This is a genomic window from Prevotella sp. C0026C3, from assembly GCF_056590795.1.
Map to the genome: position 1 here is coordinate 1 of NZ_JBWPWW010000026.1, position 17,418 is coordinate 17,418.

Consider the following 17,418-nt stretch of genomic DNA (forward strand, 5'->3'; position numbering starts at 1 on the left):
TATATAAAACAAGTAAAGAGTCGACTCTTGTACTACTTATCTGTTTATGTAAATCTTTTCAAAGAACGATTTCTTATATGCTTCGTTATTAAGCGAAAGCGGATGCAAAATTATAGCTTTTTATCCTTACCACCAAATATTTAAACCAATATTTTGCGAAAAAACGAGATTTTAAGTGCAACATTGATGTGAGTCAAGGGAAAAGACAAGCTTTTTCGCAAAACAGCAAGAATTGACAAACCATAATATACAGCTTACAAACTAACAAAAGCAAACGGCAAAAGATCCTTTACAGAGTTTACAATATAAACTCCATCTGTACCATATAAATATACTTCCATATCAGAATGATAACGCTCTTCTATCTCTAACATCACTTGTCGACATGCTCCACAAGGGGTTATCGGCGATTCTAGCATTCCCTTATCATTTCGTGCCGCAATGGCAATTGCCTTTATTGCCTGCATAGGTTGTTGAGCTTGGGCAGCAAAGATAGCTGTACGTTCAGCACACAAACCAGAAGGAAATGCCACATTTTCCTGATTTGCCCCTATCACAACATCCCCATTATCAAGCAACAAGGCTGCTCCGACATAAAAGTGACTGTAATCTGCATACGAATTCTGCGTTGCGGCAATAGCTTTATCTATCAATTCTTGATAGACAGCGTCCAATTCTTCTTTCCGACAATATTTATATGAGATTTCAATTTTACGATTTTCCATATTAACTATATCTTTATTTATATTCTAATCTTTTGTACTCTGTCTTTCATAAGCTCCAATATCAGGATGTTCTAATCTAGGTATTCCTGTCCTATCAGTATACGAGGATTTGGATTTATCTCCTTTATCATTTGCCAAAGATGCTGATGATAAGCGGAAATCATATACTAAATTTCGTTCGTCAACCTTCATAAAGTTCTTCTTTCCTGCAGCGATGGTATCATCCACATTCTCATATTGCACATTCAAAAAACGATTGACATTCTCACTTGTAGGCTCTACTGTGCGCAAAAGGCATGATGAAAATTGATAATTAAAGGTCGATGCTTTATTATTAGAACCTCCAATAACATCCTTAGCATAACCTGTTATCAAACTATTATCACACGTAAATAACTCAAGCGCACCACTCGAATTAGAGATATTCAAAGCATATCCACGCGCAGAATCAAAAGGATAGAACTGCGCTATCGTGCAACCTTGTACCTCTACGCGTCCACCATTCGCAAACAGACAATCATTCAAACTGTTCGATAATTGACTATCATGAATCTTTAAATGAGCCGATTGAGCAGTAACTCCATAGCCTTTACAATTATGTATGGTGGAATTAGAAATGGTCAACTCAGAATTCTCATCGCATTGCACACCAGTATGCGCCCCATGCAATTCGACATATTGCAGTCGATTGTTCGTAGATTCAGAGTAAAACCGTAGCCCACCCCACTGTCCACTCACACGGTCATAAGGCAAATAGTCGAACACTCTGTCCAATCTATCGCCACGCATCAAAACTTCAGAATCCTTGTTCCCCTCACAGACAAGTGTCCCTTTTACATCAATTCCGGCACCATCATGAAAATACAAAGATGTTCCTCCAGCAATGCGAAGCGTAGCTCCACGGCTAATCGTTACCTTACCATATATTATAATAGGTGTAGATGAAGCCAATTGGGTATCTTCACTAACTACTAGATTATTCATTTTCAAAGCATTCCAAGTCCACGCTTTCAAATGAACCTTCTGCTCTACTCCACTTTCCAACTTAAAAACAAGTTCATCCTGACACAGTTGTGGTTTATCTTGATTGGTCGTTGGGGCTGTAAATTCCACATAAACTCGCAGGCTATCTCCACTACGAACCTCCAAGTCGTTTACTTGATAACCCGCTGTTTTACCTAGATATACTCCGTCAATATTTGCTCTAAAACCGTTTTGATTTCCACCAGCCAACTTCGCATTGGCCAATTTAATTCCTTCTCCCGAACGATTATAAACCCAAAACGAACGCGTAGACGAAGGTATATTGGAAAACACAGTATCAATTGATACCGTATCAGCAGAATAGACTAACATCTTATTCGGTGAAGTTGTGAACGATTCTTCGTTCATACAAGACACTGATACAAGCGAGAATACCGCTACTAAAAATATAAAACAAAATGTTCTCATCACTTATAATAACGAAAATCACCTGTTTTTATTTCTTACATACCAAGAATGGGTGAAGAAATTGTATATGATTAAAGATAATACCACCAAACATAAAGCCAACAAAAGCACCTGCTCTCGACTGGCTTGAAGAAAATAAAAGCTAACAAACAAGCCAACCGCCAATCCTCCTTCCCACAGCAGAAAGAACGTACTCTGCGAAGTACCACGTTCACAATGACGACTTAACTTAATGAGAAACAACAAAGTACGCGAACTTACTAAACCAACACCTAAGCCTAATAAGAATGCCGAAATCCATAAATGTGTCAATCCATGACGAAGATACATAATCAATATAGAGGCTCCAATACAAAGAAAACCTGAAATATTTTCACTCTTCAAATCGGCATTTGCAAACGCAAACTTCTCTGCAAGGAGAGCTACCAAGAAGCCTCCCATCAATAAAGCATAGAATGTTTCCGAATGGCTCAAACTAAAAAGTAAGCCAACAGCAATAGTTGTTAATAAGAAATTAAAGAACAACATGGCTCCATGCGACAAGAAAAATCGGTCGAAACTCATAACATGTGCATCTTCTTCCGGGGCTCTAAAAGAAAAATGTACGACCGAAAGGAACACAAAAGCAAGCACAGCTAATACAGCCGAAACCAAAAATGTATCAAGAATATTGAATTTAAACACCACCAACATTCCCACAACCGGTCCCAACGACAAAGCAAAACGACGAAGCCAAGCTGCCGAATAATTTGCTTCCGTACGATAGAACGACTCGCAAGAATCAATGACCAACGTACTTGCAAGAACCATCTCGGCCAATCCAAAGAATGCTCCCAACAAGAAACGCATAGCCAACATGCCAACTGCAAGTCCCCCCTGTGAGAACAATCCTGCATTCTTAAACATCAACCACATCAACACATACAAAGCCGCTACTACCAAAATAGCCTCCTTGCACACCAAATGTCGACATCTGGATTTGACCAAATAAGAGCAAAATGCCCCCAAGGCAAACAGGCCTATACCATAAGTTCCGAAAGCTAAACCTACAATATCAGAAGATGCAAAGTAGGTTTTACCCAAATAAGGTATCGACACCATCTGCACATACACAGACATGGTCAAGAACAATCCCACCAATGCCAGCATCCAAAAACTACGATGCCATAATCCTATGTGTATAGGGGAGTTTTGCGTATCCATTGCATTATCTCTAACAAAAATATCAATAACTTTCGTTGCCGTTTGGAAAATCAACCTCTTTGACTGCATTGATATAATCCTCTACCCCTGCCGTCATCTGCCCTCTTAATTCTGCAAACCGTCTCAAGAACTTTGGTTTGAACTCCTCTGTCAACCCCAGCGCATCTGCATAAACAAGGATTTGCCCATCAGTAGCATTACCCGCGCCGATTCCAATAGTTGCACAAACCACCGATTCAGTAACCTTTGCCGCCAATGCTGCAGGTATTTTCTCTAGCGTAATACCAAAGCATCTCGCTTCTTCTAGTGCATGAGCATCGGCCAACAACTTCTCTGCTTCAGCCTCTTCTTTCGCTCTCAACCCATAACCACCAAACTGATGGATACTTTGAGGGGTCAGACCAAGATGCCCCATCACCGGAATACCAGCATTGACAATAGCCTTTACCGTATCAACAATTTCAATACCACCCTCCATTTTCAATGCATCAACACCGGTCTCCTTCATGATTCTAATAGCATTTCGGAGCGCTTCTTCCTTGCTTATCTGGTACGATCCCATCGGCATATCACAAATTACCAAAGCATGCGAAACTGCTTTGGCCACCGATTTTGCATGATATATCATTTCATCAACAGTGATCGGGAGCGTATCAGCATTTCCTGCCATCACGTTGGAAGCCGAATCTCCTATCAAAATTCCATCAATGCCGGCAGCATCTATAATGCCGGCTGTCGTATAATCATAAGCAGTCAACATAGCTATCTTTTCACCGGAATTCTTCTTCTCAATGAATGTTTTGACCGTAACTTTCTTCTTATCTGTAGTTAAATATCCCATTTTAAATATTCTTTTATACATTCATACTCACTCATCTAGTAAGTATTCCATTTTAACTATATTTCTATCAATTTGGTGCAAAGCCCTAACAGTAGTGCTGCTTCCATTTTGCAGCGAAACTGCATAGGCTTGTCAGCAAGACTGCCAAACGTTTGCAGCAAACTCATATCGTTTCAACATGAAGCAGATTGTGGACTCTTACCCTGTTTAAAAGCACTTACTAACTCTTTAAAACCCTTATTTATATAATCCGTCCATACCACATCTGCATACGGAAGGATAGCTTCTTGGGGATTTGTCGTAGCCAAACCAACAACAAACATTTGCGCCGAACATACCGCACGCAGCCCATTATAGCTATCTTCTAAACCTACACAAACTTGTGGAGAGGCCCCAAAATGCTGAGCACCAAGCAAATAACATTCCGGATGGGGCTTACCATTCGTAAAGTCTTCGCTCGTAAAAATATGGTCAAACAAGTCTAAAAATTCCTTATGCTGCGCATATACATTCTGCATCTTAGGCCGATTACTGCTCGTTACTACGGCAGTCTTTACTCCATGCTTGCGTAAATCTAGAATAAATTCGACCACACCGGGCAGATAATCAAAGTGCATCTGAGTTTCAAATTTATTCAGTCGTTGAGTGATTTGTGGCTGTTCAGACCGAACATGCCCGAAATACTTATCGTAAATTTCGACAAGAGTTTGTCCCTTTATCTTTTGTTCCAAATTGGGAATATCAGGTTGATAACGTAAACACTCGCCTCTCCAAAACTCTGTATATTGAGGTTCCGTATCGAAAACCACTCCATCCAAGTCGAAGAGCGCGACTTTGAGTTCTTCCATTTTCACCTTATTTATTAATATTAGATGCAAAGTTACAATCTTTTTATGTAATTTTGCCCACGATTATGAAGAAATTACTGGTAGCAGCTTTGGTTGCATTGCTTGTAGTCTCATGCGGAAATTATGGTCATTCCATTTCCAAGTTGAAGGATATTGAGTTCGACAGTGTGACTGTGGATTCAGTATATAACTTGACGAAAGAGCCCAACTCGCCTCGTATTTCGATTTCATTCAGGATATTGTATGCAAAAGGTAAAAAAGCCAATATCATCAACGATAGCCTTCTTCAATCCGCAATGTTAGGATATAGAAGCATTAGTGCTCACAACAATCATCTATCCTTTAAACAGCGTATAGACACCATTGCCTCGCTACTAATTGCCGATTACAAGGATTCATATTCTGATATGTATATGCTAGACCGCAATAATCCTGATAATTATAATTTCAAATGTCACATCAGAACAAAGGTTGAAAGCTTCAAAAACAACATCATTACATATACGGCAAATGTGTATTATCGACTGAACAAGGAATTAGAAGTACACCTACCAGTTGCCCTAAACTTCAACGCAAATACCGGACAACTTATCCATTTGGACGATTTATTTGTCAGCGGATACCAACCATTGCTGAACGAAATAATAGAAAAGGAACTCATTGAGCAATTCCATGCTGGTGACCAAGCCGGCTTGAGAAAAATGAAAATATGTGCTTACACACCGATATATCCGTCTGAAAATTTCATTTTGAAGAAAGATAAAATTATATTTGTGTACGAACAAGAAGAAATTGCCCCACACGACAAAGGAGAAATACGTGTAGCCATTGACAACGAAGAACTAACAAAAATACTCAAATAGATATTTCATGATAGATATTATCACTAAATATTTCCCAATTTTATCTGAGACGCAGTTGGAACAATTCCGCCAACTGATGCCTCTGTATACTGATTGGAATGCTAAAATCAACGTGATTTCTCGAAAAGACATCAACAATCTCTATGAACACCACGTGCTTCACAGTCTAGCTATTGCCAAGAAGATAGCCTTCAACGATGGAACCAAGATACTAGATTTCGGTACCGGCGGAGGTTTTCCCGGCATTCCATTGGCTATACTGTTTCCAAACTGCGAATTCAAACTCATTGATGGGACGAGTAAGAAGATTCGCGTAGTTCAAGAAGTTGCACAAGCTATTGGACTGAAAAACATTACAGCCGAGCACCTAAGAGGTGAAGATGAAGATGGGAAATACGACTTCATCGTGAGCAGAGCAGTCATGCAACTATCATCATTAATGCACATTATTCGCAAGAATATCAAGAAAGAGTACTGCAATAAGCTGCATAATGGATTGTTATGTCTGAAAGGTGGAGACCTAACGAACGAACTTGCTCCATTCAAAAAACAAATACAAGTAACTTCACTCGACACCTATTTCGAAGAAGACTGGTTCAAACAAGATAAGAAACTCATCTATATTCCGATTTAATATGCTGAACATCAAGAAATTTGTATGCAATATGATTCAGGAGAATTGCTACGTTGTGAGCGATGAGACACGCCAATGTGTCATCATTGATTGCGGTGCATACTATCCTGAAGAGCGTCAAGCCATCGTACAATATATCAAAAATGAACAGCTCACTCCTGTCCATTTACTGGCCACACATGGCCACATTGATCATAACTTCGGCAACAATACCATTTATGACGAGTTTGGGTTGAAAGTTGAAGCGCACGCCAACGAAGAGACAAATATGCAGCAACTAGACGCTCAGGTAAAGTCTTTTGTAGGTGTAACACTGGACTACACACTTCCACCTGTCGGGAAATATCTGCACGATGAGGATACAATAGCATTCGGTAACCACCGATTGACTATTATACCGACTCCCGGTCACACGGCCGGTGGGGTATTTTACTATTGCCAAAAAGAAAACTTGGCTTTTTCAGGAGACACGCTGTTCCGTCGCTCTATAGGGAGAACAGATCTTGGAGGCTCCATGTTCCAGATTATACAAAGCCTCCGTATGGTATGTCAGTTACCCGATGAGACTCGCATTTATCCCGGACACGGAGAGTCGACAACCATTGGAGAGGAACTAGCCGAGAATCCATATTTGGACAGATAAAGCTATAAAATTGAAACAGAGGGTTGAAAAAATAATACTGGGTATCGACCCCGGCACCAACATCATGGGATATGGAGTGCTGAAAACGAAAGCTAACAAGGCTTCATTGATTGCAATGGGTGTCATCGACTTGCGTAAGATAGGTGATATGTACTTGCGTCTAGGTACCATTTTTAAGAGAGTTACGGGCATCATAGACGAATATCTACCGGATGAAGTAGCCATAGAAGCACCATTTTTTGGTAAGAATGTACAATCAATGCTGAAACTTGGGCGTGCTCAAGGTGTAGCTATTTCAGCTGCAATCCTACGCGATGTGCCGATTCATGAGTATGCTCCACTGAAGATTAAAATGGCTATCACAGGACAAGGACAAGCCAGTAAGGAGCAAGTGGCAGGTATGTTACAGAAGATTTTACACATTCAAGAGCAAGACATGCCAAAGTTTATGGATGCCACCGATGCCTTAGGAGCTGCCTATTGTCATTTTTTGCAAATGGGAACACCCATAACCGACGCTACACACTATAATAGTTGGAAAGACTTTGCTAGAAAGAATCAACAGCGAGTTAGCAATAACGATTAAACTAGGATATGAATCATAAGATAATATCTATCCACCAAGGGATTGCCCGAATGCCGGAATGGCGTTTTACACAGCCCGTTGATTTCGAGATGTGTAAGGGAGAACAAATTGCCATCGTTGGTCCTAACGGTGGCGGGAAGTCGATGTTGGTAGATATTATCATTGGAAAACATCCACTCATTACCCACAGTCCTGAATATGATTTTACCCCTAGCAAGAAACAACTCGTTAGTGAAAACATCAAATACATCACATTTAGGGATTGCTATGGAGGAGATAATGACCGTACATATTTCCTTCAACAAAGATGGAATCAACAAGAAATAGATACAGAGACTCCTACGGTTGGCAGCAAACTAGAAGAGGCTTTCTTGCTATCCGGTGAAGATACACCTAAGCATAGAGCACTACAACAGCATATCTACGAATTGTTTGGGCTGGAGAATCTGCTAGATAAGTATATCATCTTACTGTCTAGCGGCGAGCTTAGAAAGTTTAAACTAGCCGGAATGCTATTCTCTAATCCTAGAATTCTGATATTGGATAATCCTTTCATAGGCTTGGATGCCGAAACAAGAGATAAGTTAAAGGTGCTTTTGAAAACGCTTGCAACAGAAGAAGGATTGCTGATTATCTTGGTTTTAAGTAAAACCGATGATATTCCAGACTTTATTACGCATGTCGTTGAAGTCAGCGATATGACGGTAAAACCTAAACGTCTCGCTGCTGACTTTATAAAACAGCAGGCCGAAGTACCTGCTCACATATTGGAAGAAAGCAAACGAAGCCTTATCTTAAATCTGCCTGCAAAAGATAAAGTCTACCATGCCAAAGAGATAGTAAGGATGAACCATGTCAAGATACAATATGGTGAACGTACAATTCTCAAGGATTTGGACTGGACAGTAAGGAATGGTGAGTGTTGGGCATTAAGTGGTCAAAACGGTTCGGGAAAGTCAACACTGCTTAGTTTGGTGTGTGCCGATAATCCACAGAGCTATGCTTGCGACATCACACTGTTTGATCAACCGCGTGGTAGTGGCGAAACTATATGGCAAATCAAGAAACATATTGGATATGTTTCACCTGAATTACATCGCGCTTATCAAAAAGATATGCCTGCCATTCGAATTGTTGCCAGCGGGTTAAAGGACTCTGTAGGCTTGTATAGCAAACCAAATCCAGAGGATTATGACGTTTGTCGATTTTGGATGCGTGTCTTTGGACTGAAAGGATTGGAAGATAAAAGTTTCTTAAAACTATCTAGTGGAGAACAAAGATTGGTTTTATTGGCACGTGCTTTCGTCAAAGAACCGGAATTACTCATCCTAGATGAGCCTCTACATGGTTTGGATTTAAGAAATCGAAGATTAGTAAAAGATATAATAGAAACATTCTGTAAACGCCCGAACAAGACGCTGATAATGGTTACACATTACAAAGAAGAACTTCCAGCATGTATCAACAACTATATATATTTGACGAAAAACTAACATTTGGAAATATGAAAAGAGTATTATTTATTTTAGCCTTCATTGGCTTTACATTCACTTCGGTAAGCGCACAAAACGTGTACAGCGAAATCAAACGTTTGTCTGAGGCCGTAGCCAATGACCAAACAAAGGACATAGAAACACGAAAGATTGCCACTTTCAAGGTTGATGAACTAAACTATATGGCTGCCAAGAGTGCCGAACTGATGCCGGATAGCAGCATGCGTATGCTTGATTATCAAGCTTATGCCATGTATGAATACGTGAATTTGTTCCTCGACAAACTCACCAAAGCAGAGAAGAAGACCGACAAAGACGAGGTAAAGGAAATCTTCAAAGTAGCTTCTATCAACAATAGTCGCTTCAATGACATGGACAAAGAATTGGTATTGGCCTATTATTTAAACCCAAACTACATAACACAGTTCAGTCTTGATACCGATTGGGTAAAAGCTTTGAGAGATGTAAAAGAATCTTTGGGGATTGAATAATCCCCATCCATCCTAGTTTGGAATACGGTTTCGGTAATAATACCAGAACCAATACGTGTCCCCATAAGAATCCCTTAGCATGCTATAGCGTTCTAAGGGATTCTTACTTTTATGTTGTAAGGACTCAAAATCTTGGAAGTCTGTATCAAGTATATCATTATGATAAGAGAGCAAAGGATTTTTTCGCAAATGATTATACAATACCAAAGCCTCTCTATAATGTTTAGGCAGATTCGTTAAAGAATCATGATGCTGTCTCAATGACTGTACGAACAAATCTAACTTACCATCAATCAGATAAGCACACAACCTATAATCATCAAGCTTCTTGTTCACCTTATGATGCTTACTCATATATTGGAAGTAGCGATAAGGGGGCATATATTGCTTAAACCAACCACCAAGAGACTTGTATAATCGGCTCTCTGGAAACATCATAAACTTGACACTACTACCATTAGGTAGCATAGACATAGTTCCACCAACCAAAGGATATTCGAATAACTTTTCTCCTAATTGATTCGTTTCGGACAATGCGGTGATACGAATAAGAGTGAGACTTGAATCAGAAGCATTCTCTCCCTTCCCTATTGTCAATGCCTTTTGATAGTCACCATCCAACAACGCCTGCTCAGCTTGCACTCGATAATGGAATACATCATCATGGTTTGCAAACAACCCAACTAGAAATATCATACAAGCCATCGTCAACAAGTTTATCCACATATCTTTTGAAAATAGTCCATGAGATGGTTTTAACGTATCAGGTAATTGTATTTGCAATACCAACCACACTAAACCTACATAGCAAACCACTAAAATGAGAATTGCATAAAGCCAACCACCCCAAGAAAGACCACCATCTATGTTTGGACTTATATCAGTAATGACTGTTAATATCAATAAAGATGGGAAATAAGTCAGTGCATGCACCTTTCCATCCAATCGTGTCCAAAAGTAGATTCCTAACTGTATCAGCCATAAAACGGTTGTAATCAAGGTAGCTCCAATCTCTCTATTATAGTGCGTTTGTCCCTTTGACAAGACATGTTGAGCTACAGCCAAGACATCGGCTTGGAAACTATAAAGGTATAAGAATGTAAAAACGAGAAAAACAATAGCACACGCCATTCGAATAATAACAGTGCTATTGGTATAAGAAGATCTCATAAATCAATTTTTCTTTAGTACAAATGCAGTACGCGCAGGTAAATATAACTTCAACCATTCCTTATGTTCATTGACATACAATGGATCATAAGTAGTTAGATGTACGATAGAGTCATCATTCAATCCATTCCCTCCAAATTCCTTTGCGTCCGTATCTAACACCACATCATAGCCTCCTGTCGGCACCAAGAAACCATAATCTGTAAACGAATTGACCGGAGAGAAATTGAATACAAACAATAGATTGCCACGCATAAAGGCCAATACTTGGTCGCCATCATTGTGCCAAATCTCTTGAACATTCGTCAAATTGAATCGCTTCTCACTCTTAATAACTTTCAACATGGCTTTGTCAAAGTCACCCAAATAGTGATAATCCAATTCTAGATTATCCACAAGATTCCATTGTCTACGCGCATATTTATGGCTCCAACCATTTCCTTCTCGTGGGAAATCTATCCATTCAGGATGCCCAAACTCATTTCCCATAAAGTTAAGATAGCCACCATTGATGGCTCCGGCAGTCACAAGGCGTATCATTTTATGCAAGGCTATGCCACGGTGAACGGCTTCATTCTCATCCCCTTTCTTGAAATGCCAATACATATCAGCATCTATCAAACGAAAAATAATAGTCTTATCACCTACCAAAGCTTGGTCATGACTTTCGCAATAAGAAATAGTCTTCTCATCACTACGACGATTTCTCACTTCCCAGAAAATGGAGCTAGGCTTCCAATCCTCATCTTTCAGCTCCTTAATAGTCTTTATCCAGAAATCAGGAATATTCATAGCCATGCGGTAATCAAACCCATAACCACCATCTTCAAAGCGTGCTGCCAAGCCCGGCATGCCACTAACTTCCTCAGCTATCGTTATCGCGTGCTTGTTAACTTCATGTATTAACTTATTGGCTAAGGTCAGATAACATATCGCGTTATCGTCTTGTCGACCATTGAAATAATCACCATAGTTAGTAAAAGCCTCTCCTAGCCCGTGACTATAATACAACATGCTGGTCACACCATCAAAGCGGAAGCCATCGAAATGAAACTCTTCAAGCCAATACTTACAATTGGAAAGCAAGAAATGAACCACATTGTCCTTCCCATAATCAAAACATAAGCTGTCCCAAGCCGGATGCTCGTGACGGTCGCCCGGATAGAAATATTGATTCGGGTCGCCTGCTAAATTACCCAAACCCTCCTTTTCATTCTTCACAGCATGAGAATGTACCAAGTCCATAATGACTGCTACACCATGCGAATGAGCTTCATCTATTAATTCCTTCAATTCTTCCGGCGTACCAAACCGGGATGAAGAAGCAAAGAAAGAACTTACATGATAACCGAAACTTCCATAGTATGGATGCTCCTGTACGGCCATCATTTGTATACAGTTATACCCGTCTTTGATAACGCGTGGAAGCACTTGTTCCTTAAACTCACGATAAGTTCCCACCTTTTCTGCATCCAAACCCATTCCTACATGGCATTCATAGATGAGCAATGGGTCCTTATGTGGAGTGAATTTAGGCTTCTTCCAGATATACGCAAGTGCCGGATTCCACACCTGAGCAGAAAATATTTTCGTCCTTTCATCTTGTACAACGCGTGTTGCCCAAGCCGGAATACGCTCGCCTTCTCCCCCATCCCAGATGACGTACATCTTGAATAAGTCACCGTGTTTGACTGCTTTTGCACTCAATTTCAGTTCCCAATCCCCGGTCTCCGAGATACGGGTTGCACGATAACGGTCTGTTCGTTGCCAATCATTGAAGTCGCCTACCAAATAGATTTCTTTCGCATTGGGTGCCCATTCACGGAATACCCAACCTCTCGAAGTCTTATGTAAACCATAATACTGGTATCCATTAGCAAAATCACTCAGTGTCTTTTTACCTTGACTGGTCAATTGGTTAATTTTCCATAGTGCATGTTCATGCCGCCCCCTTATAGCATCTTCATAAGGTATCAAGTATGAATCATTCTTAACCAATCCTATGTGCGAAGGCGCAGTATTCGTCTTCTTCAATGCAGTTTCTTTTGCCTTCTTTACCATATCGTGTTTATTTTAATTTCCAGTTAGTACATAGCAACCTTGAAGATTGCCTTCTTTAATTCTGCAGACTCACATATCCCCGGTGCATGTCCGTCTTGTGGAAGACATATAACCATATTTCCGAGTTTACAAGTTAGGAATGTCTGACATGAGACTCCTTCCACTTTAGCGAAATCCTTCTGCACATCAAAATCCACACTTGGCAACTCCGCAATAGGAGTATAGCCATATTCTTCTTCCGAAGTCAGTGGTATTGCTATATCCATCATCTTATGGTGATATTCCAATACAGTATCTTCCCGCTGCTTACCTTTCACCAAATCTATATTCACATAGACATTCTCACCGTCTATAAGATGCCTGCCTACAGGCAAGTCAATTAAAGAATGCGTTTCTATAAATTTACAAACCAAAGCTATACGAGGATTGAGCGCCGTATACATCTTTAGGTTTTCAAGTTTATCAATAATCATCTGATGCTAATTTTCAAATCGCCTTCCCAATTCATATCGCCCTTTCTTGACGATTTGACCATTCCGATCTTTCTCCACAAACTTACCATCACGCCGGCCATCTACATAACTTCCTTCAAAACGATTGCCGTCTTTATCTTCTTCCAAAGCAATACCATTGGGTACACCTTTCTTATATGTACCGCGAAACTTGCTTCCATTGGCATAGTGAATAATCACTTCTCCATTGAGTTCTCCATTCTTGAAAGTTCCTTCAAAGACGTCACCATTCTTCTTAGTCAACTTTCCTATACCGTTTTGCAAGTCATCTTTCCACTGTCCGGTATATATATCGCCATTCGACCACACCAAAGTACCCTGCCCATCTTTGTTTCCTTCAAAGAAATGGCCGGTATATTTATCACCATTAGCGTATCTGAAAATTCCTTCACCAGTACGTTCGCCCTGCACATAGTCGCCTTCATACATGTCGCCATTTTGGAATTTATAGATTCCACGACCATTTTGTATGTCGTCTTTCCATTGTCCTATGTAAGCATCACCGTCTGCATACTTGTTTACTCCTTTCCCAGAACGCTGGTTATCTACCCACTGTCCATCGTAAGTAGTGCCATCTCCCCAATCAAAGATGCCCTTACCGCTCTTTTGGTCGTTCATCCATTGCCCATCGTAATAAGCCCCACTGGAATACGTATACTTTCCCTTCCCTTGACGTTTATTCTCTACCCAGTCACCGGCATACTTATCACCATTATAATAATACATCACTCCATGGCCTTGTTGCTTATCTCGAAACCACAGTCCTACATACTTATTATTGTTGAGGAAATAAAAGGTACCACGCCCATGACGCTGGTCTTGAAACCATTGACCATCATATTTTTTACCATCGGCATAGGTATAGATACCGGTACCTTGCCTTTTACCTTTCAGATATTCACCTTCATAGGTATCGCCATTGCCAAATACGGTACTTCCTTTACCTTGTGGTCGGCCTGAAACCATCTGCCCTTTATAGGTACCACCATCATGCGTGGTACATGAACCAAGCGTTATCTTCTGTGAAAAACCAGAAAGAGGGACAAGTAAGAGGAATAATGTTAATATCTTATTTTTCAATGTTTTTACAATTTAGTATACGCCAAAATTAAGAAATAATTGGATAACAACAAAATTAGTTAGTAAATTTTATTATTTTTGCATTGCATTCTCAGCCGTTAAATGTGCTGTAAGCCTAGTTATTAACTATCCAAAATTTGATATGAGATTTATAGGATTAATCCCCGCTCGTTACGGTTCCAGTCGATTTCCCGGAAAACCTTTGGCTCTATTAGGAGGAAAACCGGTCGTTCAACGTGTTTATGAACAAGCTAGCAAAGTGTTAGATGACGTATATGTAGCTACCGACGACCAACGCATTTACGAAGCCGTCGTATCTTTCGGAGGCAAAGCCGTCATGACCTCCACGGCACATAAGAGTGGTACCGATCGCATAGAAGAAGCTTACCAAACTATCAATCAGCCATTCGATGTAATTGTTAACATCCAAGGAGACGAGCCCTTTGTCAGCAAATCTCAACTCACGACCATTTGTCAAGCATTCGAAGATGACGACACACAGATAGCAACACTTGGCATATCCTTTAAAGATATGGCAAGTGTAGAGAATCCCAATTCACCTAAAATAGTTATCGATAATCAAGGATTCGCACTCTATTTCAGCCGTAGCATTATTCCGTTTGTTCGTGGCATCGAATCTAGCGAGTGGCTACAACACTATCCTTTCCTCAAACACATCGGACTCTACGCCTACCGCTCCAACGTTCTTACCGAGATAACAGCCCTTCCTCAATCATCATTAGAGAAGGTCGAATCATTGGAACAATTACGTTGGCTTCAAAATGGATACCGCATTAAAGTGGGAATTACGCACACTGAGACAATCGGAATAGACACTCCCGAAGACTTGGAAAAAGCAGAAACATTCCTCAAAACTAGGTTTAGGGAGTAGAAAACATAAGTTTCAAAATCTAGACTCAACGATGTTGAATCCTAACCCATAAACTCATAAACTAAAAAGCTCATGAACTCATCTTCCTGCACAGGCTTAGCAGCAATATTGAAAAGCCCGAACAGTAAAACTGCCAAGGCTCAACAGAAATGCTGTTGAGCCTTGGCAGCAGATGATTAAAAACCACATGAGGTCGTAATTACGGTAACATTGCCTTATAATTCATTCATATAAGCCGCACACATCTCGGCACATCGCTCCCCATCTATACCTGCCGACACGATTCCACCGGCATAACCGGCACCCTCACCACACGGGAATAAGCCACGAAGACGTACATGTTGCAAGGTTTCTCGGTCTCTCAAAATACACACCGGACTTGACGTGCGCGTCTCAGTAGCTATCAATACAGCCTCATTGGTTAAGAAGCCATGAGCATACTTACCAAATGTTTTGAAGCCTTCTTGCAAACGAGAACTAATCATATCGGGCAACCAAAAATGTAACGGACTACTGATGAGTCCCGGAGCATAACTGCTCTTGGGTAAATCATAACTCAATTTCTTGTTTACAAAGTCGGCCATACGCTGAGCCGGAGCCGTTTGACGCATGTTACCTTGCTGCCAACACATCTTTTCTAATCGCTTTTGAAAGTTCATTACCTTCAATACTTCCGGTACAGACGCATCCTCTTCCGAGTTTACAATATCTTCAGGATGCAATTCTACCACCATTCCACTATTACTCCAAGCTGTACCTCGATTACTCGGACTCATACCGTTGACCACTATTTGCTCCGGTCCTGTAGCCGCAGGGATAACAAATCCCCCCGGACACATACAGAAAGAATAGACTCCACGCCCCGCTACTTGCGTTACAAAAGAGTATTCTGCAGCAGGAAGATATTTACCTCGTCCCTGCTTATTGTGGTATTGTATTTGATCTATCAATTGCGATGGGTGCTCTAGTCTCACACCTACAGCTATTCCTTTAGCCTCCATCTCTACACGACTATCATACAGATAGTTATACACGTCACGAGCACTGTGTCCAGTAGCCAAAATAACGGGACCTCGGAATTCCTTTTCTACTCCTGTCTGTAGCTCAACAGCCTCTACACCTACAACAGTATCACCATCGAAAAGAAGACGTTCCATCTTGGTTTCAAAATGTACTTTGCCTCCACTTTGAAGAATTTGATTCCTCATATTCTCTATGACGCGGGGCAATTTGTCCGTTCCGATATGCGGATGAGCGTCGGCCAAAATACTCGTATTGGCACCGTGCTGACAAAAGACATTCAATATTTTGTCGACAGAACCACGCTTCTTGCTACGCGTATAGAGTTTTCCATCACTATATGCACCAGCTCCACCTTCGCCAAAACAGTAATTACTCTCGCCATCTATCTGATGGGTACGCGTGATTTGTGAAAGGTCTTTCTTGCGTTCTCTAACATCCTTCCCACGTTCCAAGACGATAGGACGGAATCCAAGTTCTATTAATCGAAGCGAAGCAAATAGCCCTCCGGGACCTTCTCCAACCACTATCACAGCCGGTTTGCCCGTCACATCGGGATATTCTGTATGAATGTAGCTATCATCCTGCGGCATTTCATTAATATATACGCGTATTTTAAGATTCACATAAATGGTACGCTGACGAGCATCTATACTCTTCTTTAAGATACGAATATGCTGAATGGTCCGTGCGTCCAGTCCTTTGTCTTGCGCAACAAACTGTTTTACACTCTCAACATTGTATGCTACTTGGGGTAAAACCCTTATTTGGTATTCTTGAATCATAGTTGCAAAGATAACATTTATCCCACAATAAAGACAACATTTTATGCAAGTTCCAAAACGAAGTGCAATAAAAGAGTAGGCCTCGCCGAGAGATGCAGACGTTCTCGAAGCGTAGCGAG

Annotated in this window: 17 protein-coding genes; 7 read left to right on the plus strand and 10 right to left on the minus strand. The window is 40.7% G+C overall.

The genetic code is table 11. The features are described from left to right. Positions 1-254: 254 nt before the first annotated feature. The 5 genes from cdd to AC1EK4_RS11195 all read right to left on the minus strand — a co-directional run bounded on the left by cdd (position 255) and on the right by AC1EK4_RS11195 (position 5,069). Positions 255-725, minus strand: coding sequence for a cytidine deaminase (cdd, locus tag AC1EK4_RS11175; RefSeq protein ID WP_036896411.1), 471 nt, complete (start codon positions 723-725; stop codon positions 255-257). Positions 726-749: 24 nt separating this feature from the next. Further along, positions 750-2,117: a right-handed parallel beta-helix repeat-containing protein gene (locus AC1EK4_RS11180; protein ID WP_231725676.1), complete on the minus strand. Its 1,368-nt coding sequence runs from the start codon at positions 2,115-2,117 to the stop codon at positions 750-752. Positions 2,118-2,195: 78 nt separating this feature from the next. Beyond that, positions 2,196-3,380 carry an MFS transporter gene (locus AC1EK4_RS11185; protein ID WP_036896416.1) on the minus strand — a complete coding sequence of 395 codons (1,185 nt, stop codon included), beginning with the start codon at positions 3,378-3,380 and terminating at the stop codon, positions 2,196-2,198. 22 nt (positions 3,381-3,402) lie between these two features. Beyond that, positions 3,403-4,221, minus strand: coding sequence for a 3-methyl-2-oxobutanoate hydroxymethyltransferase (gene panB / locus AC1EK4_RS11190; protein WP_480358287.1), 819 nt, complete (start codon positions 4,219-4,221; stop codon positions 3,403-3,405). 173 nt (positions 4,222-4,394) lie between these two features. Next, on the minus strand, positions 4,395-5,069 hold the full coding sequence (locus AC1EK4_RS11195) for an HAD family hydrolase (RefSeq protein ID WP_036896421.1): 675 nt from the start codon (positions 5,067-5,069) through the stop codon (positions 4,395-4,397). A 65-nt stretch (positions 5,070-5,134) separates the two neighbouring features. On the opposite strand from AC1EK4_RS11195, the gene AC1EK4_RS11200 reads away from it, so the two are divergent. The 6 genes from AC1EK4_RS11200 to AC1EK4_RS11225 are packed head-to-tail and all read left to right on the plus strand — an operon-like array spanning position 5,135 to position 9,779. Further along, positions 5,135-5,932, plus strand: coding sequence for an RsiV family protein (locus AC1EK4_RS11200; protein WP_052052759.1), 798 nt, complete (start codon positions 5,135-5,137; stop codon positions 5,930-5,932). Between the two features lie 7 nt (positions 5,933-5,939). Beyond that, entirely contained in the window at positions 5,940-6,566 is a 627-nt protein-coding gene (gene rsmG / locus AC1EK4_RS11205; RefSeq protein WP_062435707.1) for a 16S rRNA (guanine(527)-N(7))-methyltransferase RsmG, read from the plus strand. Position 6,567: 1 nt separating this feature from the next. After that, positions 6,568-7,209, plus strand: coding sequence for an MBL fold metallo-hydrolase (locus AC1EK4_RS11210; RefSeq protein ID WP_036896425.1), 642 nt, complete (start codon positions 6,568-6,570; stop codon positions 7,207-7,209). A 10-nt stretch (positions 7,210-7,219) separates the two neighbouring features. Then, entirely contained in the window at positions 7,220-7,795 is a 576-nt protein-coding gene (gene ruvC, locus AC1EK4_RS11215) for a crossover junction endodeoxyribonuclease RuvC (protein ID WP_082721780.1), read from the plus strand. Positions 7,796-7,803: 8 nt separating this feature from the next. Then, positions 7,804-9,288, plus strand: a complete 1,485-nt coding sequence (locus AC1EK4_RS11220) for an ATP-binding cassette domain-containing protein (protein WP_480358291.1) — start codon at positions 7,804-7,806, stop codon at positions 9,286-9,288. An 11-nt stretch (positions 9,289-9,299) separates the two neighbouring features. Then, positions 9,300-9,779: a hypothetical protein gene (locus AC1EK4_RS11225; protein ID WP_480358292.1), complete on the plus strand. Its 480-nt coding sequence runs from the start codon at positions 9,300-9,302 to the stop codon at positions 9,777-9,779. A 12-nt stretch (positions 9,780-9,791) separates the two neighbouring features. Here AC1EK4_RS11225 and AC1EK4_RS11230 read toward each other — a convergent pair whose 3' ends face one another. Genes AC1EK4_RS11230 through AC1EK4_RS11245 form a run of 4 tightly spaced genes read right to left on the minus strand, consistent with a single transcriptional unit; the run spans position 9,792 to position 14,602 of the window. Next, positions 9,792-10,949 carry a DUF6057 family protein gene (locus tag AC1EK4_RS11230; protein WP_480358293.1) on the minus strand — a complete coding sequence of 386 codons (1,158 nt, stop codon included), beginning with the start codon at positions 10,947-10,949 and terminating at the stop codon, positions 9,792-9,794. A gap of 3 nt (positions 10,950-10,952) precedes the next feature. Next, positions 10,953-13,010, minus strand: coding sequence for an alpha amylase C-terminal domain-containing protein (locus tag AC1EK4_RS11235; protein ID WP_062435698.1), 2,058 nt, complete (start codon positions 13,008-13,010; stop codon positions 10,953-10,955). A 23-nt stretch (positions 13,011-13,033) separates the two neighbouring features. Next, the gene (locus tag AC1EK4_RS11240; protein WP_480358295.1) at positions 13,034-13,483 is read right to left on the minus strand and encodes a NanQ anomerase/TabA/YiaL family protein; all 450 of its coding nucleotides are present in this window, start codon (positions 13,481-13,483) and stop codon (positions 13,034-13,036) included. A gap of 6 nt (positions 13,484-13,489) precedes the next feature. Further along, positions 13,490-14,602: a phosphatidylinositol-4-phosphate 5-kinase gene (locus tag AC1EK4_RS11245; RefSeq protein WP_480358297.1), complete on the minus strand. Its 1,113-nt coding sequence runs from the start codon at positions 14,600-14,602 to the stop codon at positions 13,490-13,492. 142 nt (positions 14,603-14,744) lie between these two features. Between AC1EK4_RS11245 and kdsB the strand changes: the two genes are divergently transcribed. Continuing rightward, positions 14,745-15,494, plus strand: coding sequence for a 3-deoxy-manno-octulosonate cytidylyltransferase (gene kdsB, locus AC1EK4_RS11250; RefSeq protein WP_480358299.1), 750 nt, complete (start codon positions 14,745-14,747; stop codon positions 15,492-15,494). A 215-nt stretch (positions 15,495-15,709) separates the two neighbouring features. Here the strand turns inward: kdsB and AC1EK4_RS11255 are convergent, their stop codons facing one another. Further along, complete coding sequence (locus AC1EK4_RS11255) at positions 15,710-17,299, minus strand: NAD(P)/FAD-dependent oxidoreductase (protein WP_036896440.1); 1,590 nt, start codon at positions 17,297-17,299, stop codon at positions 15,710-15,712. Between the last annotated feature and the right edge of the window lie 119 nt (positions 17,300-17,418).